24 protein-coding genes and 1 pseudogene are annotated in these 24,565 nt (G+C 63.9%); 14 read left to right on the forward strand and 11 right to left on the reverse strand.

What is annotated here, in order from left to right:
- Position 1: 1 nt before the first annotated feature.
- The 4 genes from GEV38_RS19935 to GEV38_RS19950 all read left to right on the forward strand — a co-directional run bounded on the left by GEV38_RS19935 (position 2) and on the right by GEV38_RS19950 (position 3,102).
- Positions 2 to 301: a YciI family protein gene (locus GEV38_RS19935; protein ID WP_015271283.1), complete on the forward strand. Its 300-nt coding sequence runs from the start codon at positions 2 to 4 to the stop codon at positions 299 to 301.
- A gap of 204 nt (positions 302 to 505) precedes the next feature.
- Positions 506 to 1,183 (forward strand): response regulator transcription factor, encoded by a 678-nt coding sequence (locus GEV38_RS19940; RefSeq protein WP_013973673.1) that lies wholly within the window; start codon positions 506 to 508, stop codon positions 1,181 to 1,183.
- 101 nt (positions 1,184 to 1,284) lie between these two features.
- Positions 1,285 to 1,701, forward strand: coding sequence for a Spy/CpxP family protein refolding chaperone (locus GEV38_RS19945; protein WP_013973674.1), 417 nt, complete (start codon positions 1,285 to 1,287; stop codon positions 1,699 to 1,701).
- A gap of 60 nt (positions 1,702 to 1,761) precedes the next feature.
- Positions 1,762 to 3,102 (forward strand): HAMP domain-containing sensor histidine kinase, encoded by a 1,341-nt coding sequence (locus tag GEV38_RS19950; RefSeq protein ID WP_054573796.1) that lies wholly within the window; start codon positions 1,762 to 1,764, stop codon positions 3,100 to 3,102.
- Between the two features lie 148 nt (positions 3,103 to 3,250).
- Here the strand turns inward: GEV38_RS19950 and GEV38_RS19955 are convergent, their stop codons facing one another.
- Entirely contained in the window at positions 3,251 to 3,808 is a 558-nt protein-coding gene (locus GEV38_RS19955) for a nitroreductase family protein (protein WP_013973676.1), read from the reverse strand.
- A gap of 102 nt (positions 3,809 to 3,910) precedes the next feature.
- On the opposite strand from GEV38_RS19955, the gene GEV38_RS19960 reads away from it, so the two are divergent.
- Positions 3,911 to 5,365 (forward strand): TrkH family potassium uptake protein, encoded by a 1,455-nt coding sequence (locus tag GEV38_RS19960; protein WP_013973677.1) that lies wholly within the window; start codon positions 3,911 to 3,913, stop codon positions 5,363 to 5,365.
- Here GEV38_RS19960 and GEV38_RS19965 read toward each other — a convergent pair.
- Positions 5,322 to 6,383 (reverse strand): AraC family transcriptional regulator, encoded by a 1,062-nt coding sequence (locus tag GEV38_RS19965; protein WP_023662138.1) that lies wholly within the window; start codon positions 6,381 to 6,383, stop codon positions 5,322 to 5,324. The two genes, GEV38_RS19960 and GEV38_RS19965, sit on opposite strands and share 44 nt — an antisense overlap.
- A gap of 153 nt (positions 6,384 to 6,536) precedes the next feature.
- Between GEV38_RS19965 and GEV38_RS19970 the strand changes: the two genes are divergently transcribed.
- Complete coding sequence (locus GEV38_RS19970) at positions 6,537 to 6,848, forward strand: DUF962 domain-containing protein (RefSeq protein ID WP_015271286.1); 312 nt, start codon at positions 6,537 to 6,539, stop codon at positions 6,846 to 6,848.
- Positions 6,849 to 6,888: 40 nt separating this feature from the next.
- Here GEV38_RS19970 and GEV38_RS19975 read toward each other — a convergent pair whose 3' ends face one another.
- Positions 6,889 to 7,701: a UDP-2,3-diacylglucosamine diphosphatase gene (locus GEV38_RS19975; protein ID WP_039612598.1), complete on the reverse strand. Its 813-nt coding sequence runs from the start codon at positions 7,699 to 7,701 to the stop codon at positions 6,889 to 6,891.
- Positions 7,702 to 7,832: 131 nt separating this feature from the next.
- Between GEV38_RS19975 and GEV38_RS19980 the strand changes: the two genes are divergently transcribed.
- Together GEV38_RS19980 and GEV38_RS19985 are read left to right on the forward strand one after the other, a co-directional pair.
- Positions 7,833 to 8,606, forward strand: coding sequence for an AraC family transcriptional regulator (locus GEV38_RS19980; protein ID WP_015271288.1), 774 nt, complete (start codon positions 7,833 to 7,835; stop codon positions 8,604 to 8,606).
- 174 nt (positions 8,607 to 8,780) lie between these two features.
- Entirely contained in the window at positions 8,781 to 9,671 is an 891-nt protein-coding gene (locus tag GEV38_RS19985) for a DMT family transporter (RefSeq protein ID WP_054573795.1), read from the forward strand.
- 1 nt (position 9,672) lies between these two features.
- Here GEV38_RS19985 and GEV38_RS19990 read toward each other — a convergent pair whose 3' ends face one another.
- Positions 9,673 to 9,954: a SelT/SelW/SelH family protein gene (locus GEV38_RS19990; protein WP_003259082.1), complete on the reverse strand. Its 282-nt coding sequence runs from the start codon at positions 9,952 to 9,954 to the stop codon at positions 9,673 to 9,675.
- A gap of 67 nt (positions 9,955 to 10,021) precedes the next feature.
- Between GEV38_RS19990 and GEV38_RS19995 the strand changes: the two genes are divergently transcribed.
- Positions 10,022 to 12,208 carry a patatin-like phospholipase family protein gene (locus tag GEV38_RS19995; RefSeq protein WP_013973684.1) on the forward strand — a complete coding sequence of 729 codons (2,187 nt, stop codon included), beginning with the start codon at positions 10,022 to 10,024 and terminating at the stop codon, positions 12,206 to 12,208.
- Between the two features lie 129 nt (positions 12,209 to 12,337).
- Here the strand turns inward: GEV38_RS19995 and GEV38_RS20000 are convergent, their stop codons facing one another.
- On the reverse strand, positions 12,338 to 12,775 hold the full coding sequence (locus GEV38_RS20000) for a MarR family transcriptional regulator (RefSeq protein WP_013973685.1): 438 nt from the start codon (positions 12,773 to 12,775) through the stop codon (positions 12,338 to 12,340).
- Between the two features lie 150 nt (positions 12,776 to 12,925).
- Entirely contained in the window at positions 12,926 to 15,073 is a 2,148-nt protein-coding gene (recQ, locus tag GEV38_RS20005) for a DNA helicase RecQ (RefSeq protein WP_015271290.1), read from the reverse strand.
- A 246-nt stretch (positions 15,074 to 15,319) separates the two neighbouring features.
- Between recQ and GEV38_RS20010 the strand changes: the two genes are divergently transcribed.
- The 3 genes from GEV38_RS20010 (at position 15,320) to GEV38_RS20020 (ending at position 17,950) form a co-directional block, all read left to right on the forward strand.
- Entirely contained in the window at positions 15,320 to 15,907 is a 588-nt protein-coding gene (locus GEV38_RS20010; RefSeq protein WP_013973687.1) for a YecA family protein, read from the forward strand.
- Complete coding sequence (locus GEV38_RS20015) at positions 15,861 to 16,280, forward strand: YbaN family protein (protein WP_161551430.1); 420 nt, start codon at positions 15,861 to 15,863, stop codon at positions 16,278 to 16,280. The genes GEV38_RS20010 and GEV38_RS20015 overlap by 47 nt, the downstream gene beginning before the upstream one ends.
- Positions 16,281 to 16,591: 311 nt before the next feature.
- Positions 16,592 to 17,950, forward strand: a complete 1,359-nt coding sequence (locus GEV38_RS20020; RefSeq protein WP_003259075.1) for a TolC family outer membrane protein — start codon at positions 16,592 to 16,594, stop codon at positions 17,948 to 17,950.
- A 128-nt stretch (positions 17,951 to 18,078) separates the two neighbouring features.
- Here the strand turns inward: GEV38_RS20020 and GEV38_RS20025 are convergent, their stop codons facing one another.
- The 4 genes and pseudogenes from GEV38_RS20025 to GEV38_RS20035 form a co-directional block, all read right to left on the reverse strand.
- The gene (locus GEV38_RS20025; RefSeq protein ID WP_015271291.1) at positions 18,079 to 18,678 is read right to left on the reverse strand and encodes a tRNA-uridine aminocarboxypropyltransferase; all 600 of its coding nucleotides are present in this window, start codon (positions 18,676 to 18,678) and stop codon (positions 18,079 to 18,081) included.
- 164 nt (positions 18,679 to 18,842) lie between these two features.
- A complete protein-coding gene (locus GEV38_RS20030; RefSeq protein ID WP_371035233.1) occupies positions 18,843 to 19,871 on the reverse strand; it encodes a methyl-accepting chemotaxis protein in 1,029 nt (342 codons plus the stop codon).
- A gap of 228 nt (positions 19,872 to 20,099) precedes the next feature.
- A pseudogene (locus tag GEV38_RS28075) lies at positions 20,100 to 20,408 on the reverse strand (PAS domain-containing protein); the annotation flags it as partial.
- A gap of 138 nt (positions 20,409 to 20,546) precedes the next feature.
- Complete coding sequence (locus GEV38_RS20035; protein WP_013973692.1) at positions 20,547 to 21,440, reverse strand: LysR family transcriptional regulator; 894 nt, start codon at positions 21,438 to 21,440, stop codon at positions 20,547 to 20,549.
- 225 nt (positions 21,441 to 21,665) lie between these two features.
- Between GEV38_RS20035 and speB the strand changes: the two genes are divergently transcribed.
- Together speB and GEV38_RS20045 are read left to right on the forward strand one after the other, a co-directional pair.
- Positions 21,666 to 22,616 carry an agmatinase gene (gene speB, locus GEV38_RS20040; protein ID WP_013973693.1) on the forward strand — a complete coding sequence of 317 codons (951 nt, stop codon included), beginning with the start codon at positions 21,666 to 21,668 and terminating at the stop codon, positions 22,614 to 22,616.
- A 133-nt stretch (positions 22,617 to 22,749) separates the two neighbouring features.
- Positions 22,750 to 24,129: a sodium:solute symporter gene (locus GEV38_RS20045; protein WP_173895927.1), complete on the forward strand. Its 1,380-nt coding sequence runs from the start codon at positions 22,750 to 22,752 to the stop codon at positions 24,127 to 24,129.
- Positions 24,130 to 24,318: 189 nt separating this feature from the next.
- On the opposite strand, the gene GEV38_RS27800 is transcribed toward GEV38_RS20045, so the two are convergent.
- Entirely contained in the window at positions 24,319 to 24,447 is a 129-nt protein-coding gene (locus tag GEV38_RS27800; protein ID WP_009683677.1) for a PA1414 family protein, read from the reverse strand.
- Positions 24,448 to 24,565 lie beyond the last annotated feature (118 nt).

Consider the following 24,565-nt stretch of genomic DNA (forward strand, 5'->3'; position numbering starts at 1 on the left):
CATGCTCTACGCCATCATCGCCAGCGACGTCGCAAACTCCCTGGAAAAGCGCCTGGCTGCCCGCCCGGCGCACATCGAACGCCTGCAGCAGTTGAAGGCCGAGGGCCGCGTGGTACTGGCCGGCCCGCACCCGGCCATCGACAGCAACGACCCTGGCGAAGCGGGTTTCAGCGGTAGCCTGATCGTTGCCGAGTTCGACTCCCTCGCCGCGGCGCAAGCCTGGGCCGATGCCGACCCCTACATTGCCGCGGGCGTGTACGACAAGGTGGTGGTCAAGCCGTTCAAGCAAGTGCTGCCTTGATCTGAGACCGCGTGGGCTTCTTCGCGGATAAACCCACTCCCACAGAGACGGCGCAGGCTTCAAGCTTGCACTGCTCCTGTAGGAGCGGGTCTACCCGCGAAGAAGGCCACGCGGTACCAGCAGTTATACTGTTGCCATCAGTCTGCGGTATCTTTGCCACTGGCGGGCCGAATAGCCGCCGTCAATGGTTGAATTGAGTGAGTCATGAGCGAGCTGTTACTGATAGATGATGACCAGGAGCTGTGCGAGCTGCTCGGCAGCTGGCTGACCCAGGAAGGGTTTACCGTGCGCGCCTGCCACGATGGCCAGAGCGCACGCCAGGCCTTGGCCACGCATGCCCCGGCGGCCGTGGTGCTGGACGTGATGCTGCCCGACGGCAGTGGCCTGGAACTGCTCAAGCAGTTGCGCAGCGAGCATGCCGAACTGCCGGTACTGATGCTCTCGGCCCGCGGCGAGCCGCTGGACCGCATTCTCGGCCTGGAACTGGGCGCCGACGACTACCTGGCCAAACCTTGCGACCCGCGTGAACTCACCGCTCGCCTGCGTGCCGTGCTGCGCCGCAGCCACCCCACCGCCACCACCAGCCAGGTGGAGCTGGGCGACCTGGTCTACAGCCCTGCCCGTGGCGTGGCCAGCATCGATGGCCGTGAAATGACCCTGACCCTGTCCGAAAGCCGCATTCTGGAAGCGCTGCTGCGCCAACCCGGCGAGCCGCTGGACAAGCAGGAACTGGCGCAGATCAGCCTGGGCCGCAAGCTGACCCTGTACGACCGCAGCCTGGACATGCACGTCAGTAACCTGCGCAAGAAGATCGGCCCCCACGCCGATGGCCGGCCACGCATCGTCGCCCTGCGCAGCCGTGGCTATTACTACTGCCTCTGAACATCTTTACCGAGCCTTTACCATCCGCTGACCGCGCTTGACGGTGATCTCCCTAGACTGTGCTCATCCGGTAACCACCGGCCCATGAAAGGAGAGACACCATGCGCAAGACCCTTATCGCCCTGATGTTCGCCGCCGCCCTGCCGACCGTGGCCATGGCCATGCCTGAAGGCGGCATGCGCCACGACGGCCCACATCATCGCGGTGATGCGCCTTTCCACCAGCTGGACCTGAGCCGTGACCAGCGCCAGCAGATCGGCAAGCTGATGGGCGAGCAGATGAAACAGCGCCGCGACATTACCGAGCGCTACCTGTCCAAACTGCCGGCCGCCGACCAGAAGGCGATGAAGGACGAACTGCAGGCCAACCGCGACAAGACCGACAGCGCGGTCCGCGCCCTGCTCAAGCCTGAGCAGCAGAAGAAGTTCGACGAACTGCAGAAGGAACGCGCCGCACAGAAAGCCGAGTGGCAGGAGTTCCAGGCCTGGAAAGCTGAAAAAGGCAACAAGGCCCAGTAAGCTGTCCGCCCGATGCCCGGCCCGCCTCAGTGCGAGCCGGGCTTTTCTTGTTTGCAGGAGGTGCACTTGCGTTCACTGTTCTGGCGCATCCTGGCCAGTTTCTGGCTGGCCATCACCCTGGTTGCGGGCCTGTCGATCCTGCTGGGCCACATGCTCAACCAGGACGCCTGGATCCTCAGCCGCCACCCGGGCCTGAATACCCTGGCCAGCAAGTGGGCCAAGCATTACGAACAGGAAGGCCTGGCTTCGGCACAGCATTTCCTGGAACGGCGCAAGGACCGCTACAAGATCGACGTGCAGGTGCTCGACGACAGTGGCGAAGCCGTGGTGCCCGGCACCTTCCCGCGCCGTGCGGCGGCCTTCGAGGCACGCCAGCACAATGACCAGCGGCGCCTGCCGTGGCGCCGGTTGACCGAGGAATACACCAGCCCCGACACCGGCCAGACGTACCTGCTGATCTACCGCATCCCCCACCCGGCGCTGGATGCCTGGCACCGCGAAAGCCTGCTGTGGCCGCTCAGTGCGCTGGGCATTGCCCTGGTGGTGCTGACCCTGTTCAGCCTGCTGGTGACCCTGTCCATCACCCGCCCGCTCAGCCGTCTGCGCAGCGCCGTGCATGACCTGGGCCAGACCACCTACCAGCAGAACAGCCTGGCGCAGCTGGCGGCGCGGCGTGACGAATTCGGCGTGCTGGCCAAGGACTTCAACAAGATGGGCGCGCGCCTGCAAAGCACCATCGGCAGCCAGCGCCAGTTGCTGCGCGATGTGTCCCATGAATTGCGTTCACCGCTGGCCAGGCTGCGTATTGCCCTGGCCTTGGCCGAGCGCGCCGAACCTGAGCAGCGTGAAGCGCTGTGGCCACGCCTGACCCGCGAATGCGACCGCCTGGAAGACCTGATAAGCGAAATTCTCGCCTTGGCGCGGGTCGATGCCGAACAGGCCCATGCCGAGCCGGTGGACCTCAACGCCCTGCTCGGCAGCGTGCGCAAGGACGCCCAGCTCAGCGCACCAGAGCAGGATGTGCGCCTGGAGGCTCAGCCGGGGTTGACCTTGCAAGGCTGGCCAACGCTGATCGAGCGTGCCGTGGACAACCTGCTGCGCAATGCCCTGCGCTTCAACCCGCAGGGCCAGCCGATCGAAGTCAGCGCCGCGCGCGAACAGGACCGTATCCTGATCAGCGTGCGTGACCATGGGCCGGGGGCGGCGGCGGAGCACCTTGCGCAGTTGGGGGAACCGTTCTTCCGTGCGCCGGGGCAGGATGCGCCGGGACATGGGCTGGGGCTGGCGATTGCACGCAAGGCGGCGGAGCGACACGGTGGCAGCCTGGTACTGGAGAACCATCCACAGGGGGGCTTCGTGGCGCGGCTGGAGTTGCCTGTGACTGAAGCGACAGGCAGTTGATTTGATGTAAATGCTCCCGGCCTCTTCGCGGGTAAACCCGCTCCCACAGGTAACCGTGCAAGGCCTGAAACTTGCGCCACACCTGTGAGAGCGGGTTTACCCGCGAAAGGGCCGGATGCCTTGATACGGCAATCAGCCCCAGGCCGCGCTATTCACCCCAGGCACTGACGAAATCAGCAGTTTCCAGAATCGGCGCGGTGCGCGGCTCGGTCAGCGGCGTACCCACATACAGGTAACCGATCAGCTCCTCGTTCGCAGCCAGCCCCAGGCCCTTGTGCACATGGGCATCGAAAGCCATGTCCCCGGTGCGCCATACCGCACCGATACCTTGCGCATGCGCCGCAATCAGGATGCCGTGCGCGGCACAGCCCGCCGCCAGCCGCTGCTCGGACTTGGGCACCTTGAAGTGGTCCTGCAGCTTGGCAATCACCACGATCAGCAACGGCGCCCGCAGGGGCATGGCGCGGGCCTTGTCCAGGGCAGCCTGGGTGGCATCCCCCTTGTGCTGCAGCGCTTCGGCGAACAGCTCACCCAGCTTCTCGCGGCCCTGGCCTTCGATGGTGAGAAAGCGCCACGGCCGCAGCTGGCCGTGGTCCGGGGCGCGCAGGGCGGCCTGGAACAGCGCCTCGCGCTGGGCGGCATTGGGCGCCGGGTCGGTCAGGCGTGGCACGGAAACACGGTTGAGCAATGCGTCGAGAGCCTCCATCGGCTACCCTCCTGGCAGGTAAATGTGCGGCCATTCTAGCGTTTACATCACCAGACCCATAGGTAGAATGGCGCCCTTCCGTTTCGAGTCAGAGCAGATCACATGGCGTTGCCGACCTTAAGGATCATTGGTTTCATCATCGGCATCTTCCTGATTACCCTCGCCGTCAGCATGGCCGTGCCCATGGCGACCCTGGTGATCTTCGAACGCACCCGTGACATGCCGTCGTTCCTCTGGTCGAGCCTGATCACCTTCATCGCCGGCCTGGCCCTGGTGCTTCAGGGTCGCCCCGAGCATGTGCACCTGCGCCCGCGCGACATGTACCTGCTGACCGTCAGCAGCTGGCTGGTGGTGTGCGTGTTCGCCGCCCTGCCGTTCCTGCTGACCCAGCACATCAGCTACACCGACGCCTTCTTCGAGAGCATGTCGGGCATCACCGCCACCGGTGCCACCGTACTCAGCGGGCTGGACAACATGTCACCGGGCATCCTGATGTGGCGGTCGATGCTGCACTGGCTCGGTGGCATCGGCTTCATCGGCATGGCGGTAGCGATCCTGCCGCTGCTGCGCATCGGTGGCATGCGCCTGTTCCAGACCGAATCATCCGACCGTTCGGAGAAGGTAATGCCGCGCTCGCACATGGTCGCCAAGTCGATCGTGGGGGTATACGTCGGCTTCTCGATCCTGGGCGCGCTGGGCTTCTGGTGGGCTGGCATGAGCCCGTTCGATGCGATCAACCACGCCATGTCGGCGATTTCCACTGGCGGGTTTTCCACCTCCGACCAGTCGCTGGCCAAGTGGGATATCCCGGCCGTGCACTGGGTCGCGGTTGTGGTGATGATCCTCGGCAGCCTGCCCTTCACCCTTTACGTGGCGACCCTGCGCGGCAACCGCAAGGCACTGATCCGCGACCAGCAGGTGCAGGGTTTGCTGGGCATGCTGGTGGTTACCTGGCTGGTGCTCGGCACCTGGTACTGGGCCACCACCAACCTGCACTGGCTCGACGCCCTGCGCCACGTGGCGCTGAACGTGACCTCGGTGGTCACCACCACCGGCTTCGCCCTGGGTGACTACAGCCTGTGGGGCAACTTCTCGCTGATGCTGTTCTTCTACCTGGGCTTCGTCGGTGGCTGCTCCGGCTCGACGGCTGGTGGTATCAAGATCTTCCGCTTCCAGGTCGCCTACATCCTGCTCAAGGCCAGCCTCAATCAGCTGATCCACCCACGTGCGGTGATCAAGCAGAAGTACAACGGCCACCGCCTTGACGAAGAAATCGTGCGTTCGATCCTGACCTTCTCGTTCTTCTTCGCCATCACCATCTGCGTCATGGCGCTGCTGCTGTCTTTGCTTGGCGTGGACTGGATGACTGCCCTGACCGGCGCTGCGGGTACGGTTTCGGGTGTGGGGCCGGGCCTGGGTGAAGTGATCGGCCCATCGGGCAACTACGCCACGCTGCCGGATGCTGCCAAGTGGATTCTCGCCAGCGGCATGTTGCTCGGCCGATTGGAAATCATCACCGTGCTAGTGTTGTGCATGCCGGCGTTCTGGCGCCACTGACCACCTCGGGCTCGGCGCCCAGGCGGGCGCGGTACTCGCTGGGCGTGACATGGAACCAGCGGCGAAACGCACGGTAGAAATTGCTGGGGTCGGCAAAACCCAGCAGGTAGGCGGTTTCCAGCAGGGTCATGCCCGGCTGCGCCAGGTACTGTTCGGCCAGTTCGCGGCGGGTGTCGTCAAGCAGGGTCTGGAAGCTGGTACCCTCCTCCTGCAGCCGCCGCTGCAAGGTGCGCTGCGACAGGTGCAGGGCCTGGGCCAGGGTTTCGCGCTTGGGCTCGCCCTGCGGCAGGATGCGGCACAATACCTGGCGCACCCGGTGGGTGACCCGGCTTTCCGAGAAACGCGCCAGGTATTCGCCGGCAAAACGGTCATGCAGTATCGCCATGGCTTCATTGGCGGTGGGCAGCGGTGCCTCCATGTCGGCGCGCTCGAACACCAGCGCATCGTGCGGCGCACCGAACACCAGCGGCGAATGGAACGCCACCTTGTAGGGTTCGATATTCTTTGGCTGCGGCCCCTGCACCAGCACCCGGCGCGGTTGCACCGGCCGACCGCTGAGCCAGCTGCACAGCGCCAGCGCACAGGCCAGCGATGCTTCGGCGCTGTGCCGGGTCGGTGGCAGGTGGTCGCCGTGTACGGTCAGGATCAGCGAATAGCCCTCAGGGCCGAGGACGAAGCTGAGGTCGGAGCTTTCGGCAATGATGCGCTGGTAACGCACCAGGCGCTCGAAGCCTTCGGCCAGGGTGCGGCTGGACATCAACGCATAACCCACCACATGGAACGATGCCGGGCGCACCACCCGCGCCATGTTCAGGCCTATGGCCTCGTTGCCCGACAGCTCTACCGCCAGTTGCCACAGCCGGGTCATGGAGTCCTGGGGGAAGCGCGCGTCGGGGTCGTCGAGGGCAGCGAAATCCAGCCCCAGCTGCTTGAACATGGCCCGGCAGTCCAGCCCTTCCAGTTCGAGTGCCTTCACGATCCCTGATGCCCAGCTGGCTGACGTGGTTCTTTCGCTCATGACAGGCTTCTTATGCTGACCGCTCCTGCGGTGAACCCCAAGGATATTCAATTGGCGCCTATTGTCACTGATAGGCTTCGCCAGTCACTCTAGACTCGAATCAGGCTCCACGCCGTGCATCTTGTCCAGAAGTGTTAATCCCGGAGCACTGTCATGAACCGCACAGCGCAGTTTCGCAGTTTTGCCGAGTTCTACCCTTACTACCTGGGGGAGCACAGCAACCCCACCTGCCGCCGCCTGCACTTCGTCGGCACCAGCCTGGTGATAGCCCTGCTGGCCTACACCATCGGCAGTGGCAAATGGTTGTTGCTGCTGGCCTTGCCCGTGTTCGGCTACGGCTTTGCCTGGGTCGGGCATTTCTTTTTCGAAAAGAACCGGCCTGCAACCTTTACCCATCCGCTGTATAGCCTGATCGGGGATTTCGTGATGTTCAGGGATATCCTGCTGGGCAAGATCAGCCTGTAGATCTTTTGGGGCTGCTTTGCAGCCCCTGGGCTATCAAGCCCTAAGCCGGTTCGCGCACCGCCGCTGCTGCCTTCACCTCTCGCGCCTGTGCTTCCGCCAGCCGATAAAGCTCGATCGTGCCATCCCAATGCTCGATCAACGCCGTGCACGACTCCACCCAATCCCCGCAATTGAGGTACTCCACCTCCCCCACCTGGCGAATCTCGGCATGGTGGATATGCCCACACACCACCCCATGAAAACCGCGGCGGGTGCACTCGTGGGCAATGGCATCTTCGAAGTCGCTGATGAAGTTCACCGCACCTTTGACCTTGTGCTTCAGGTACGCCGACAGTGACCAATAGCCGTATCCATAGCGGGCACGCCAGTGGTTGAGCCAGCGGTTGAGCACCAGAGTGAACTCGTAGGCACGGTCACCGAGGAACGCCAGCCAGCGGTGGTAACGGGTAATCACGTCGAACTGGTCGCCATGGATCACCAGCAGGCGGCGGCCATCGGCGGTCAGGTGCTCGGCCTCGTCCACCAGCTGGATGTTGCCGAGGATCAGCCTGGAGTAACGGCGCAGGAATTCGTCATGGTTGCCGGTGACGTAGATCACCTCGGTGCCCCGCTTGCTCATGGTCAGCAGGCGGCGAATCACGTTGGTGTGGGCTTGAGGCCAGTAGATACCACCGCGCAGCTTCCAGCCATCGATGATATCGCCAACCAGGTAGATACGGTCGGCCTGGTAGCCCTTGAGGAACTGCGACAGGTGTTCGGCCTGGCAGTCGCGGGTGCCCAGATGCACATCGGAAATCCACAGAGTACGCACACGTTGCTTGCGCGAGGGACGTGACAGTTCGGCATGGGTCATGGGCAGGCTCCGGCGCAGTTTGCTGGAGACTGGCAGGCGCGGATGACAGATCGGTGGCAAAACCGTTACGAGTGATGGACTGCGGGGATTGAGGCACAATGCGGTTCTGCCCTGCGAGGACGACTCTCCCCATGACCGCCGGCCCGATCCTCTCGCTGCGCCATTACCGCGACAGCCTGATCGCCCACAGCCACGAACACCCGCAACTGGTGTTCGGCCTGCGCGGTCGTCTGGACTTCGAGGTGCAGGGGCATGGCGCCGGGATCGATCGACAGGGGTTGATCGTGGTACCGGCGGGCGCCCATCACACCTGCGCCAGCGATGGCGGCAGCGATTGCCTGGTGCTGGATGTACCAGGGGACCATTGGTTGCGCGAGCAACTGGGCGAACATGCAGATGCCAGCCGCCGCCTGCTCGACCGCCCCGCCGCCCTGGGCCTGGATGAGCGCCAGCAACAGTTGGTGGACTGGCTGGCGACCAGCCCCATGCACGACCCGCTGATTGCCCGACAAGGGGCAGCGCTGCTGCTGGCCAGCCTCAACCCCACGGCGGCCGCCAGCGTCACAGCCAGCCAGCGTCTGCCCTATGCCGCCTTCGACGCACATATCGAGCGGCATGCCGCCTACCCGCTGCAAGTGGCTGACCTGGCGCGCATCGCCGGGTTGTCCAGCGCCCGCCTGCATGCGCGCTTTACTGCGGAATGCGGGATGACGCCGATGGACTACATTCGCCAGCGGCGCTTGCTCAAGGCGCGACGGCTGGTGATGCAGACCTTGCTACCGATGGGGGAGATTGCGGCGCAGGTGGGGTACAGCTCGCAAAGTGCGTTTTCGGCGGCGATGTTGCGGGCGTTCGGGTGTACGCCGCTGGCTTTGCGGCGAGAGTCTGGCGACAAACCACACTAGCCTTGCGACAGAATGCATTCTCCTGAGCCTATACACTTGGCCTGTGCCGGCCCTTTCGCGGGTAAACCCGCTCCCACAGGTACTGCAAAGGCTTCGAAAGCGGTGCAGTAGCTGTGCGGGTTTACCCGCGAAGAGGCCGGCACAGCCAGTAGAGATCTTGAGCAAGGACCACCCATGAACCACCGCACCGCCCTCGGCGCCCTGCACATCGGCGCGCTGTTCTTCGGCCTCACCGGCGTCTTCGGCAAACTGGCCACCAGCGCCAGCCCGGCGATCATCGTCTTCGGCCGCGCCGCCTTCGCCGTGCTCGCCCTGGCCCTGTTCGCCAGCCTGGCCGGCCCGGGCTGGCAACGCCTGAGCGGCCAGGACACTCGCCGCCTGCTGCTCGGTGGCGTGCTGCTGGCCGGCCACTGGGTCAGCTTCTTCATCGCGGTAAAGGTTGCCGGCGTGGCCATCGCCACCCTCGGTTTCGCCAGCTTCCCGGCCTTTACCGTGATCCTCGAGGGCCTGCTGTTCCGCGAACGCATCCGCCGCAATGAGGCTTTGCTGGTACTGCTGGTCAGCATCGGCCTGGTACTGGTCACGCCGGCATTCGACCTGGCGAGTGAAGCCACCGGTGGCCTGCTCTGGTCATTGCTGTCGGGGCTGCTGTTCTCCCTGCTGTCACTCACCAACCGCGCAGGCTCCGGCCGCCTGCCTGCAGTGCAGGCGGCGCTGTGGCAGAACCTGGTAGTGGGCCTGTGCCTGCTGCCGTTCGCGGCGCCGGACCTGGCCGGCGTAACTACCATGGACTGGCTGTGGATCGCCCTGCTCGGCATCTTCTGCACCGGCGTGGCGCACAGCCTGTTCGTCGCCAGCCTGTCGGTGATCAAGGCGCGCACCGCCGCCGTGGTGTTCGGCATGGAGCCGGTCTACGGCATCGCCGTGGCCTGGGTGGTGTTCGCCGAAACCCCCACCCTGCGCATGCTGCTGGGCGGTGCACTGATCATCTTCGCCATCGTGCTTTCCAGCCGCCTGGCCGCCGAACAACCGCCCAGGCAGCGGCCACTGGCCGAAAGCGCCTGATTCAGCGGTCGTTGTGACCCAGGTCACGCTGCGGGTCGATCTGGTCGCGCACCCGCTGCTTCAGCACCTTGGCTTCGGGGAAGCCACCGTCGGCTTTGCGCTCCCAGATCTGCACGCCATTGCAGGTAATGCGGAAGATACCGCCGGTGCCAGGCTCCAGGGCCACTCGGCCGAGGTCGTCGGCAAAGGTGCTGAGCAGTTCCTGGGCCAACCAGGCGGCCCTCAGCAGCCATTGGCACTGGGTGCAATACGTGATGACAATTTCCGGTTTGCTGTCGGCCATGGTGAGGCATCTCCAGATGAGGGGCCGCTTATACTAGCCGTCTTTAGCCCACGGTTTGAGACTCACGATGCGCCGTTTGCTGTTCTGTTTCCTGCTCACCCTCTCCTCCTTCACAGCATTCGCCGCCGAACCGGCCAGGCCCAAGGTTGGCCTGGTGCTGTCGGGGGGCGCGGCCCGCGGCCTGGCCCATATCGGTGTGCTCAAGGCCCTGGAGGAACAGGGGGTACGCATCGACGCTATCGCAGGCACCAGCATGGGGGCGGTGATAGGCGGCCTGTATGCCTCTGGCTACAGCGTCGAAGAGCTGGAAAAGCTTGCCACCACCCTCGACTGGCAACAGGCGCTGTCCGATGCCCCGCCGCGCAAGGACGTGCCGTTCCGGCGCAAGCAGGATGACCGCGACTTTCTGGTCAAACAGAAGCTCAGCTTTCGCGACGACGGCAGCCTGGGCCTGCCGCTGGGGGTGATCCAGGGCCAGAACCTGGCGCTGCTGCTGGAAAGCAAGCTGGCGCACACCGCCGACACCCGTGACTTCGACAAGCTGCCAATCCCCTTCCGCGCCGTGGCCACCGACATTGCCAGTGGCGAAAAGGTGGTGTTCCGCCGTGGCCACCTGCCCCAGGTGATCCGCGCCAGCATGTCGATCCCGGCGGTGTTCGCCCCGGTCGAGCTGGACGGCCGGCTGCTGGTGGACGGCGGCATGGTCGACAACATCCCGGTGGACGTCGCCCGCGAAATGGGTGTGGACCTGGCCATCGTGGTCGACATCGGCACGCCGCTGCGTGACCGCAAGCAGCTGGCCACGGTGGTCGACGTGCTCAATCAGTCGATCACCCTGATGACCCGGCGCAACTCGGAAGAACAACTGGCCAGCCTGCACCGCGACGACATTCTCATCCAGCCACCGCTGACCGCCTTTGGCGTCACCGACTTTGGCCGCGCCAGGGAAATGATCGAGGCCGGCTACCGCGCCACCCGCCTGCTCGACCCGCGCCTTGTCGCCCTGCGCCAGCCCGAAGGTGACAGCAGCCTGGCCGTGGCCCGCTCGCCACGCCAGCGCACGCCAACGATAACCGCGATCAGGATCGAGAACGACTCCAAGGTCAGCGACGAGGTCATCCGCTCGTACATCCGCCAGCCGATCGGTGCGCCGCTGGAGCTAGGCCGCCTGCAGACCGACATGGGCACGCTGTACGGACTGGACTACTTCGACCGGGTGCAGTACCGCGTGGTGCACAAGGGCGACGACAACACCCTGGTGATCAACGCCCGGGGCCGACGCGGTGGCACCGACTACCTGCGCCTGGGCCTGAACCTGTCGGACGACCTGCGCGGCGACAGCGCCTTCAATCTGGGCGCCAGCTACCGGGTAAACGGCATCAACAGCCTCGGCGCCGAATGGCTGACCCGTGGCCAGATCGGCGACCAGCAGGAGTTGTACAGCGAGTTCTACCAGCCGCTGGACGTGGGCTCGCGCTATTTCATCGCACCGTACCTGGACTTCAGCTCGCAGAACATCGAAGCCACCCTGGACAACGACCCGGTAGCCGAGTACCGCCTGGAGCGTTACGGTTTTGGCCTTAACGTGGGGCGGCAGATCGGTACCAACGGTGAAGTGCGCCTGGGCGTGGGCAAGGCCTGGGGCGAGGCCGAGGTGCGCATCGGCGACCAGGACCTGCCCAAGGTCAGTTTCAACGAAGGTTTCTACGAGCTGAAGTACTCGTTCGACACCCTGGACAATGTGTACTTCCCGCACAGCGGCGAGGATATCGGCCTGACCTTGCGCAAGTATGACCAGTCTCTGGATTCTGACCAGGATTACCGGCAGTGGATGTTCAACCTGGACAAGGCCATCAGCAGCGGGCCGAACACCTTCGTTCTGGGCGGGCGCTACGGGCGCACGCTGGATGATACCGAGGTGGTGACGTCGAGCTTCGTGCTGGGTGGCGCGCGGGAGCTGTCAGGCTTTCGCCAGGACTCGGTGTCGGGGCAGAACGTGAGCCTGATGCGCATGGTCTACTACCGCCGCCTGACGCCACGGGCCTACGTACCGCTGGACTTCCCGCTGTACATCGGCGGGTCGCTGGAGCGAGGGCGGGCGTGGAACAACGACAACGAGTTCGACAGTGGGTACATCAATGCGGCGAGCATCTTCCTGGGGCTGGAGACGCCGCTGGGGCCCTTGAACTTCACTTATGGTGCCAACAGTGCGCATGAGCAGGCGGTGTACCTGAACCTTGGGCATACCTTCTAGGGCCTGCACTGAACCTGTAGGAGCAGCCTTGTGCTGCGAAGAGGCAGGTTTGACAGAAGATGTTCTGTGCCTGGAATGACCTCTTCGCAGCACAAGGCTGCTCCTACAACGATCGCGGGTGCAGGTTGATCAGGATTTCTCCAGGTTGGCCAGGATCTTGGCATGCACCCGCATGCACACCTGCAGCTCCGCCTCATCCACCCCGGTGAACAGCTCTACCCGCAGTTGATTGGCAATGGTCTCGATCTGGTCGATCAGCGGCTTGGCCGGCGGGCACAGCACAATTTTCTTCGCCCGTCGGTCCTCCAGCACCGCCTGCCGGCGTACCAGCCCCTGCGCTTCCAGGCTATCGAGCAGGCGCGCCAGGGTCGGGCCTTCGACGCCCACGCTCTGGGCCAGCTCACGCTGGGTCGGGGCCTCTTCGAAACGGGCCAGGTGCAGCAACACCAGCCAACGTGCCTGTGATAGGTTGAGCCCGGCCAGGCGGCGGTCCAGCTCGGCACGCCAACCCCGGGACATCTGGGCCAGCTGCATGCCGAAGCGGTGTTGGTTGTCGGTCAGGGGCATAAGCAACTCATTGAATAGATCTAATTATTAGGCAGCTAACCATGGCCCGCCCCACGAGGCAAGGCTCGGGCACCCTGGAATATTCGATAATCGTCAAAAAACATGACAAAGGTCAGCAGATGGCAGTTCTGCCTCCGATCCTGTCACCACTTACAGCTCGAACTCGGCCGCCAGCGCAGCCCGCACGCAGTACAGCACGCCCTCCGGCACCCGCCCCCCGAACAGCGGCACGATCGCAGACACCGGTGGCAGCTCGCCCTCGCCATCGAGGAAGGCATCCTGCACTTCCATCAACAGGTCTTCCGGCAGGTCCAGGGCCTGCTCGAGGCTCAGTTCCTGGCGGCCCAGCGCCTCGGCCAGCAGGCTGTAGACGTTCTTCTCGCTGCAGTTGAGCTGGCCGGCGATCTGCGCCGGGGTCATGCCGGCGCGTGCCAGGCTGACCAGTTCGTGGCGCAGGTCGAGCACCACTTTCGGTGCTTCTTCGGTGCCACCGCTATTGTTCAGCACCTCGAGGAAGGCCTGGCCATAACGCTCCAGCTTGCGCGCACCCACGCCGCTGACCTGGGCCATGTCGCTGAGGCTGACCGGCTGGCTGCGCAGCATCTCCAGCAGCGTCGAGTCGGGGAAGATGACATAGGGCGGCACGCTGTGCTCCTCGGCCAGCTTGCGCCGCAGGGTACGCAGTGCTTCCCACAGCTCGCGCTCTTCGGCACGCACCAGCTGGCTGGCCGGGCTGCCGCCACTGGACGACGACGTCCTGGCGGTGGTCTGCGGCTTGAGGTCACGGCGCAGCTGCAAGGTCACCTCGCCCCGCAGCAGCGGCCGGCAGCTGTCGGACAGGCGCAGGCCACCGTAGCCTTCCAGGTCGATGTCGACCAGGCCGCGCGCCACCAGCTGACGGAACAGCGAACGCCACTCGACCTCGGCCAGCCCCTTGCCGACGCCAAAAACCGAGAGTTTTTCGTGGCCGAAATTGCGCACCTTTTCGGTGTCCTTGCCCAGCAGCACGTCGACCAGGTGCCCGACGCCGTAGCGCTGGCCGGTGCGGAACACCGCCGACAGCGCCTGGCGGGCAGGCTCGGTGGCATCCCAGGTCTGCACCTGGTCGACACAGTTGTCACAGTGCCCGCACGGTTGCTCGAGGGTTTCGTCGAAATAGGCCAGCAGTGACTGGCGGCGGCAGCGGGTTTCTTCGCACAGGGCCAGCATGGCATCGAGCTTGTGCTGCTCGATGCGCTTGTGGCGCTCGTCCCCTTCGGAGTTCTGCAGCATCTGCTTGAGCATGACCATGTCCTGCAGCCCGTAGGCCATCCAGGCATCGGACGGCAGCCCGTCACGGCCGGCACGGCCGGTCTCCTGGTAGTACGCCTCGAGCGACTTGGGCAGGTCAAGGTGGGCAACAAAACGCACGTTCGGCTTGTCGATGCCCATGCCGAAGGCAATGGTGGCGACCATGATCAGCCCTTCCTCGTTGAGGAAACGGTGCTGGTTGGCCGCGCGCGTCTCGGCTGCCAGGCCGGCATGATACGGCAGCGCCGGGAAGCCCTGGTCACAGAGGAAGGCAGCGGTTTCGTCGACCTTCTTGCGTGACAGGCAATAAACGATACCGGCGTTGCCGCGGCGTTCGCCGAGGAAGGCCATCAGTTGCTTGCGCGGCGCCTCCTTGGGCACGATGCGGTAGAAGATGTTGGGCCGGTCGAAACTCGACAGGAAGCGTTCGGCGCCTTGCAGGTGCAGGCGCTGGACGATCTCTTCACGGGTGCGCATGTCGGCGGTGGCGGTCAGCGCTATGCGCGGCACATGCGGGAACAGCTCGGCCAACTGGCCCAATTGCAGGTATTCGGGGCGGAAATCGTGGCCCCATTGCGACACGCAGTGGGCCTCGTCGATGGCGAACAGCGAGATATCCAGATCACGCAGGAAGTCGAGCATGCGCGGCTGCACCAGGCGTTCCGGTGCCAGGTACAGCATCTTCACTTCGCCACGGCGCAGGCGCCCGGCCAGGTCACGCTGCTGCTCGGGGGTCAGCGTGGAGTTCAGCGCGGCAGCCGGCACACCCAGTTCGTCGAGCGTGGCGACCTGGTCGTCCATCAGCGCGATCAGTGGCGAGACCACCACTGTCAGGCCCGGACGCAGCAGCCCCGGCACCTGGAAACACAACGACTTGCCGCCGCCGGTGGGCATCAGCACCAGGGCATCGCCGCCATTAGCCACGCAGTCGATGATCGCTGCCTGGCGCCCGCGGAAACTGTCGTAGCCAAAGACGTCCTTGAGAACGCGCTGAGCCTGTTCGAGCATGTGCAACTCCACAAATCGCCGTACCATCCCGGATACAGGCTGGACGAAAAACCCGCCCCGCACACGCCAAATGCGTAAGCGGTTTTTGCCAGGCGGCCGGCAAATCCTGCCCCTGGATGAAAAATCGCGGAGTATACCGCAGCACCGCCCCGCGCAGGGCACCACGGCGATAGACGTTCCCTTTACCCCGCTGCCGTCGCAAGGTGCTAGAATTCGTTATCGTTTATTCCCCAAGGTAGCCCTGTAATGTCCTTCGCCGAGCAACTGACCCGCCTGCAAGCCTTCCTCGACGCCGACGAGCTGCACGAAGAAGCGCTGGACTATGTCGCCGCCCACGGCTACCTCACCGCCCTGTCGATCAATGCCGAGGAAGTGCCCGAGCGCGAATGGATCGACGCCCTGTTCGCCGAAGAGCCGCACTACGCCAGCGACGCTCAGCGCACCGAGATCGAGGCCACCCTGGTAGCGCTCAAGGCACACATCGCCCGCCAGCTGGCCAGCGACGATGAATTCGAGCTGCCGTGCGACCTCGACCTGACCGAAGAGCCGGACGATTCCGACCTGCGCGGCTGGTGCATCGGCTTCATGGAAGGCGTATTCCTGCGTGAAGAGGCCTGGTTCGAAAACGCCGAGGAAGAAGTCAGCGAGATGCTGCTGCCGATCATGGTCGGCTCGGGCCTGTTCGACGAGCAGCCGGAGTTCGCCGACATCGCCAGCAACGCCAACCTGCAGGACGACATGATCGTACAGATCCCCGAAGCACTGACGGCGCTGTTCCTGCTGCTGCATGCCCCTGACGAAAAGCCGGCACTGCTCAAGCCACGTCACCACTAAGTCGCCTGTGCGCTACCTGCTGCTGGCCACCGGCTGGCTCAGCGTCGCGTTGGGGGTGTTGGGGATATTCCTGCCGGTATTGCCCACCACCCCGTTCCTGCTATTGGCGGCTGCCTGCTTTGCCCGCAGTTCGCCGCGCTTTCACCACTGGCTGGTTCATCACCCCAAGCTCGGGCCATGGATCCGTGACTACCTCAGTGGTGAAGGTATCCCCCTCAAGGGCAAGGTCTACGCCATCGGCCTGATGTGGGCCAGCATCGGCCTGTCGTGCTATCTGGTGCCCCTGTTCTGGGCACGCATCTTCATGTTGTCCAGTGCAGTCCTGGTAAGCCTGTATATCCTCAGCCAGAAAACCCTGCACAAGCCAAAGTGACAATATTCTGTCGCCAAATATCACTTTCGCCTAGTTCGTGCTTCCCTTATCCGAAATGATTCTGGAACTCGGTTAAAGCCCTGTATTCATTGGCCTTAATGGAGTTTTACGCCGCCATTTCCAAGGTTCACCTGCGAGCCTGTTAGATTATTTAATTAGGTTATGGCAATTTGATATGAATAAATCTTCTTGTCTATCGCGTTGAATGTACTTAGCTGTGTTATTAAAAACCTGCAACACTATATGAAATAACTTTATCGTCATTTTTTTGGCGAATAGCAGGATCAATTCCAGGATCAGGGAGATGTACCATGCGCGTTTTGAACCCCATCACCAGTGCATTACTGTTGGCCCTGGCGAGTGCCAACGTACAGGCGATGTCGATCACCGAGGCTGTCCAGAGCGCCGTGGACTACCACCCGCAGGTCAGCTCCAACCGCAACAGCAAGCTGTCTGCCGATGAAGATGTTAAGTTTGCGCGTGGTGGCTACTACCCTTCCGTGGATCTGGTCGCAGGCTATGGCCGCCAGCGTTCTGACAACACCACGACGCGTGCCGAGGGCAACCACAACAAGGAAACCCTCAACTACACCCAGTCCGAGCTGCGCCTGCGGCAGATGATCTTCGACGGCTTCAACACCTCGAATGAAGTGGGCCGCACCGAAGCGGTCTCCACCTCCCGCGCCTACTACACCCAGGCCGTTGCCCAGGATGTCGCCCTGCGTGCAGTCGAGGTGTACCTGGAAGTGCTCAAACGCCGTGAACTGGTGACCCTGGCCAGGAACAACCTGCAAGCCCACCTGCGCGTCAACGACCAGATCGGCCTGCGCAACGAGCGCGGCGTCGGCAGCACCGCCGACCTTGACCAGTCCCGCGCACGTCGCGCCCTGGCGGAAAACAACCTGGACACCGCCGAAGTCGACCTGGCCGATGCCGAGGCCAACTTCTTCAGCGTCGTCGGCCGCATGCCGGACGAGCTGGAAAGCCCGCAGTCCATCAAGGGCGAGGTGCCTGGCACCCTTGATGAAGCCCGCGACGGCATGCGTCAGAACAACCCGTACATCAAGTCTGCCCAGGCTGACGTCAATGCTGCCGAGCAGCAATACGAAGTGGCCAAGTCGACCTTCTACCCACGCTTCGACGCCATTCTGGCTACCGGTGCCAACAACAACACCGGTGGCGAGAAAGGCCACAACAACAACGACTGGCAAGCCGGCGTGGAAATGAACTACAACCTGTTCCGCGGCGGCAGCGACAAGGCTCGCCTGCAGTCCGACGCGCACAAGATCAACCAGGCCCTGGACATCCGCAATAACGCCCTGCGTGAGCTGACCGAAAACCTGAGCCTGGCGTGGAACGCCATGAACAACGCCAGCAAGCAGCTGCCGACTGCGCGTGAATACGCCGAGACCACCAAGCGCGTGCGTGCCGCCTACCAGGACCAGTTCGGCCTGGGCCAACGTACCCTGCTCGACGTGCTCGACAGTGAAAACGAGCTGTACAACGCCGACCGCCGCTACACCGAGGTGCGTTATACCGAGGAGTTCTCGCGCTACCGCGTGCTGGCGACCATGGGCGAGCTGTTGACCAAGCAACGTATTTCGCTGCCACCGGAAGCGCTGGCTACCACCGAAGTACGCACCGAGGCACGTTTGCCTGATATGCGTTGATCGGGTTCGAGATAGCCGGGGCCGCTTTGCGGCCCATTCGCAGCTCAAGGCTGCTCCTACAGATGTTGCGCGCTTTCCTGTAGGAGCAGCCTTGTGCTGCGAATGGGCTGCAAGGCAGCCCCCAGCCCCTACTCGCTGCCATGGTTGCGCCGGAACGTCTCCTCGCCCATGGCCCTGATCTGCCCTTCGATCAATGCCTCGAACGGCGCCAGCAATGCATCGAAACAGGCCGGTTGCTCAAGCGCATTGAGCGCCCCCACCACCGCCTCGATAGTCGACAACGCCCCCGCCTCCGGCGCCTTGCGCAAGCGGTAGCGTGAAGGCGCGACAGCCCCCAGCGTCACTCGCGGCAACGCCTCCAGCAATGGGTTCAGGTACAACAGCTTGCGTGCCTTGCGCCAGGTGCCGTCGGGTACGATCAACAGCAAGGGTTTGTCGTCCGTCTTGCCATAGGCCACCAACCTCTGGGCGTCGTCGCCCGGGAACAGCAGGGCCGGCCGGTAACCGGGGGTCGCCAGCAATTCGTTCAGGTCATCGAATACCTCGCCTACCCGCAACTCGGCGTTGTTCAGGCCAAGGGCGGCCAGGCGGGCGGTATTCAGGGCATGGGCGGTTTCACTGGGGTGCTGCAGCAGGATGACGCGGGTACGGCTGTCGAGCGCGGGGATCAGTGGGCAGAGGCAATGGTCGAGCGGGCGCTGGCAGCGCTCGCAGCGGGGTCTGGGCATGGGGTTCTCCTTGGCGGGAACAGTTTGCCACAGAACCGGGGCCCGCTTTGCGGGCCTTTCTCCGGCAGGCCAGCTCCCACAGGATCACCACAGGCCTGAGCCTTGTGCGATACCTGTGGGAGCTGGCTTGCCGGCGAAAGGGCCGCAAAGCGGCCCCGGCGATCTCAACGGTTGAACCGCTCTGCCAGGCTATGCAGGTATTCCGCCATGCGCTCCAGGTCCTGGCTGATTTCCGCGCCCTGCCTGGCCTGCCCGGCACTCTGGTCGCATAGGTGGGCTATGCGCACGATCTGCTGGTTGATGTCCTCGGCCACATGGCTCTGCTGCTCCGACGCCGTCGCCATCTGCTGGCTCATGCCGGTGATGCGGCTGACCGCCTGGGCAATCCCGCTCAACGCTGCCTGCACCGCCTCGACGCTGTGCACGCTGTCCCGCGAGATCTGCTCGCCGCGGCTGGCAGTGCTGACCGCGCGCGCTGCCCCGGCGCGCAACGAGGCGATGATCTGGTGGATCTCCTCGGTCGAGGCACGGGTGCGCTGGGCCAGCGAACGCACCTCGTCGGCCACCACGGCAAACCCGCGCCCCTGTTCGCCGGCACGCGCCGCCTCGATGGCTGCGTTGAGCGCCAGCAGGTTGGTCTGCTCGGCGATCGAGGTAATCACATCGACCACGCTGCCGATCGACTGGGTCTGCTCAGCCAGGGCATTGACCGCCTGGCCGATGTCGTTGACCGCATTGCTCATGCTGCCCATGGCTTGCAGGCTCTGCATCGCCAGCTCGCTGCCCTGTTGCGCCAGTTGGTCGGCATCGCCCGCTGCGTGCGCCGTGCTCTGCACGTTGTGGGTAACCTGCTGGATGGTCGCCGCCATCTGCGCGATGGCGGCGGCGGACTGGTCGGTCTCGTTGCGCTGGCGGTCGAGCATCTGTGCCTGGGCATCGGACAAGTCGGACGACTGCGCTGCCCGCGACTTCACCCCGACCCCGGCATCCACCAGGCGGGTCAAGGCCGTTTGCAGGCGTGCTTCTTCACTGATGATGGCAAGATCCAGCTGGCCTTGCAGGCCTGGGTTATCACTGTAGGTCAGTGCCACCAGCGGGCTGGTGAAGGCCTTGGGATGCTCGGCCAGCGTGCGGCGGACCGCCTGGTTCTGCCGGTGCTCGACCAGATACCAGGCCAGCAGCAGGCTGGCCATCAGCACCCCGAGCGCCGCGTAGGGCGGTAGCCACAGGTAGCCCGCCGCCGACAGCAGTCCCGCACCTATCAATGGCCAACCGTGGCCCAGGCCATGCAGCAGGCGGGCCGCCCACGGCACCGGTGTGCGGCCGGCCCGCAGGCGCGCATACAACGCCTCGGCGCGACGGATCTGCTCGCGAGTGGGCACCGAGCGCACCGACTCGTAGCCACTGATGCGGCCCTGCTCGTAGATGGCCGTGACGTAGGCGCTGACCCAGTAGTAATCACCGTTCTTCGCCCGGTTCTTGACGACCCCCATCCACGGTTTGCCTTGCTTGATGGTTTCCCACATGTGGCCGAACACTGCCGGCGGCATGTCCGGGTGGCGCACCAGGTTGTGGGGTTGGCCGACCAGCTCGTCGTAGGTGAACCCGCTGATCGCCACGAAAGCGTCGTTGCAGTAAGTGATGCGGCTGTTGAGGTCAGTGGTGGAAATCAGGCGTTGATCGTTGGGAAAGGTTCTTTCGTGCTCAGTGACGGGCAAATTCATGCGCATCTTGGCAATCCTTGCAGGATGAAAGGGAGGTAGACAGCAGCACACGCAAATTTGATATATAGCAGGACGCCATTATGTTGTCGGTCGACAGCACCAACAATTTAACGGGTGCCGACGAAATACAGCATATGCCGGGCTTCAGCCCACGTTGAGCTGGCTTTTGAGGAGGTCGCGGAAGGTCTGGATCAATGGCTCACGGCTGCGCCCGCGGCGAATGATCAGCGAGAACGGTGCCTGGTAGCCGAAGGTCGACGGCGACAGCACGCGCAAGTCGCCCTTGTCGACCCAGGCCTGGGCATAGTGCTCGGGCAGGTAGCCGATGTAGGCCCCGGACAGGATCAGGATCAACTGCGCCTCCATGCTCTCCACCGTCGCCGCGCTGTGCTTGAAGCCATGCCGGGCCAGTTCGGCCTGGCTCCAGTAGCCACGCCCGACCATGCGCTGCTGGGTCACCACCTGCTCGGGGATGCGCCGTTCGGCATACAACGGGTGGCGGCTGCTGCAGTACAGCCAGTGCTGCTCACGGTACAGCGGCTGGTAGAGCAGCCCGCTCATGCGCGAGGAGAACGCCCCGATCGCCAGGTCCAGACGGTTGTCCTGCACGCCCAGTTGCAGCTCGTAAGGGCTGGATACCGACAAGTGCAGGTGCACCGCCGGGTGTTCCTGGCTGTAGGCGCCAATGGCTTCGGCCAGCGGCAAGGCCCTGTCACCGACCGTGGAATCGATCACCCCCAGGTTGAGGGTGCCACGCAACTCGCCCTTGAGGGCGGCGGCGTACTGTTCGAAGCCGTCCAGCTCGGCCAGCAGGCGCAGGGTTTCCTGGTGGAACAGCTCGCCCTTGCTGGTCAGGCTGAAGCCGCCACGGCCACGGTGGCACAGCACGATCCCCAGGGCACCTTCCAGCTGGCTCATGTAGGTGCTGATGGCCGAGGTCGACAGGTTCAGCTCGCGCTGGGCATTGGCAAAGCCCTGGTGGCGCACCACGCTGACGAAGATGCGCAGCAGTTTCAGGTCGGGCAAGGTCGAGGCCATGGTGCAACGGTTCCGCAGGGGGTATTAGCGCGCAGTCTAACCGCTCTGCCGCCTTTAGTTCAGAAATTCCTGAACTAAGTATTTGCCGGTAGCGATTTTTCCCCGGCACTACCTTCAGCAGACTTGGCCGAAATGTCCCTGCCCGCCGGCAAGACCACACCTGGAAGGCGCGCGGCGGCACAGGTTCGAACAAACAGAACAATCGACCGACTGATGAGGCCCACCGTGGACAAGATCCTCCACCAACCACTGGGCGGCAACGAAATGCCGCGTTTCGGCGGCATCGCCACCATGCTCCGTCTCCCCCACCTGCAAAGTGCCCAAGGCCTGGACGCCGCCTTCATCGGCGTGCCACTGGACATCGGTACTTCGCTGCGCTCCGGCACCCGTTTCGGCCCGCGTCAGATCCGCGCCGAATCGGTGATGATCCGCCCGTACAACATGGCCACGGGAGCTGCACCGTTCGACTCGCTGTCGGTGGCCGACATCGGTGACGTGGCGATCAACACCTTCAACCTGCTGGACGCCGTGCGCATCATCGAAGAAGCGTATGACGAGATCCTCGAGCACAACATCATCCCGCTGACCCTGGGTGGCGACCACACCATCACCCTGCCGATCCTGCGCGCGCTGCACAAGAAGCACGGCAAGATCGGCCTGGTGCACATCGATGCCCACGCCGACGTCAACGACCACATGTTCGGCGAGAAGATTGCCCACGGCACCACCTTCCGCCGTGCCGTGGAAGAAGGCCTGCTCGATTGCGAGCGCGTGGTGCAGATCGGCCTGCGCGCCCAGGGCTACACCGCCGATGACTTCAACTGGAGCCGCCGCCAGGGCTTCCGTGTAGTCCAGGCCGAAGAGTGCTGGCACAAGTCGCTGGAACCGCTGATGGCCGAAGTGCGCGAAAAGGTCGGCGGTGGCCCGGTGTACCTGTCGTTCGACATCGATGGCATCGACCCGGCCTGGGCTCCCGGCACCGGTACCCCGGAAATCGGCGGCTTGACCACCATCCAGGCGATGGAGATCATTCGCGGCTGCCACGGCCTGGACCTGATCGGCTGTGACCTCGTCGAAGTCTCCCCGCCTTACGACACCACCGGCAACACCTCGCTGCTCGGTGCCAACCTGCTGTTCGAGATGCTCTGCGTGCTACCGGGCGTAGTGCGTCGTTAATACCGCTATACCCCGGCAGGAGCCATGAGGGAGGGCCACAGAGGCCCGCCAACAACACGACAAGACCGCCGGGCGCCGTGAACCCGCCCGCGTGGTCGATCTCGCCATAATAAAGATAATCGGGAGACCCCCAATGGCCTTGGACATCATTGTTGTAATGATCTATACCGCCGGCATGCTCGGGCTTGGCTGGTACGGCATGCGGCGCGCGAAAACCCATGAGGACTACCTGGTGGCCGGGCGCAACCTCGGCCCGGTCCTGTACATGGGCACCATGGCCACCACCGTACTCGGTGGCGCTTCCACCGTCGGCACCGTACGCCTGGGCTACGTCCACGGCATCTCCGGCTTCTGGCTGTGCGCAGCCCTGGGCCTGGGCATCATCGCCCTCAACCTGTTGCTGGCCAAACCCTTGCTGCGCCTGCGCATCTTCACCGTGACCCAGGTGCTGGAACAGCGCTACAACCCGGCCGCACGCCAGGCCAGCGCCGTGATCATGCTGGCCTACGCAATGATGATCGGCGTTACCTCGACCCTGGCCATGGCCACCGTATTGCAGGTGCTGCTCGACCTGCCGTTCTGGGCCTCGCTGCTGCTGGGCGGTGGTGTGGTGGTGCTGTACTCGACCATTGGCGGCATGTGGTCGCTGACGCTGACCGACATCGTCCAGTTCGTGATCAAGACCGTCGGCCTGATGTTCATCCTGCTGCCTGTGTGCCTGTACAAGGCCGGTGGCTGGGACACCCTGGTGGCCAAGCTGCCGGCGGCCAGCTTCCAGCTGACCACCATTGGCTGGGACACCATCATCACCTACTTCCTGATCTACTTCTTCGGCATCCTCATCGGCCAGGACATCTGGCAGCGGGTGTTCACTGCCCGTGACGAGAAGGTCTGCCAGCGTGCCGGCACCACCGCCGGTGTGTACTGCATACTGTACGGCCTGGCCTGCGCCGCGATCGGCATGGCTGCGCATGTGCTGATGCCCGACCTGGCCAACCCGAACAATGCCTTTGCCGAGATGATCAAGACCACGCTGCCCGATGGCATCCGTGGCCTGCTGATGGCAGCGGCGCTAGCCGCCATGATGTCCACCGCCAGCGCCGGCCTGCTGGCTGCGTCCACCACCCTGACCGAAGACCTGCTGCCCAAACTGCGTGGCGGCAAGGCGTCGAGCCTGGGCGTCAGCCGCCTGTTCACCCTGCTCACCGGCCTGGTGGTGCTGGGCATTGCCCTGGTGGTGAACGATGTGATCAACGCCCTGACCCTGGCCTACAACCTGCTGGTCGGCGGTATGCTGATCCCGCTGATCGGGGCGATTTTCTGGAAGCGCGCTACCACCGCCGGGGCTATCGCCAGCATGTCGCTGGGCTTTGCCACCGCGCTGCTGTTCATGTTCAAGGATGGGCTGGAGGCCAATACGCCGATCTACTACAGCCTGGCGGTTGGTCTGGTGAGCTTTGTGGTGGTCAGCCTGATATCGCGTAAATCGGTGGCGGCGGTTAAGCTGGCCTGATAGGTCCCGGCTGCCTTTACTGGCCCTTTCGCGGGTAAACCCGCTCCTACAGGAATATCACAGGCCTCGAGTGCTGTGGGGTACCTGTGGGAGCGGGCAAGCCGGCGAAGAGGCCGGTACAGGCAACACACAACTGGCAGACACTAAAAGGCCGCTGCACCCACCCAGGTGCAGCGGCCTTTGTCTGTATCAGCGACGACGCGGTTGGCGTTTGCGCTGCTCTTCATCAGTCGGGATCGGCACCGGCTGCAAGGGTGGTGGAATCAGCCCCAAGGCGACAGCCAGGTCATGGAGCCAGTTGGACAGTGGTTTATTCATAATGCCCCCTTGACGGGTCAGCCTCACGGCAATTCAATCCTGCGATGTTTCATACAGATCATAGCCCTATGTCCTGTATTACGCATGCCTCTAAAGCTACAGATACGGGCCATTTTGA

This window comes from Pseudomonas sp. 13159349, from assembly GCF_013305685.1.
Lineage (GTDB): Bacteria > Pseudomonadota > Gammaproteobacteria > Pseudomonadales > Pseudomonadaceae > Aquipseudomonas > Aquipseudomonas asiatica.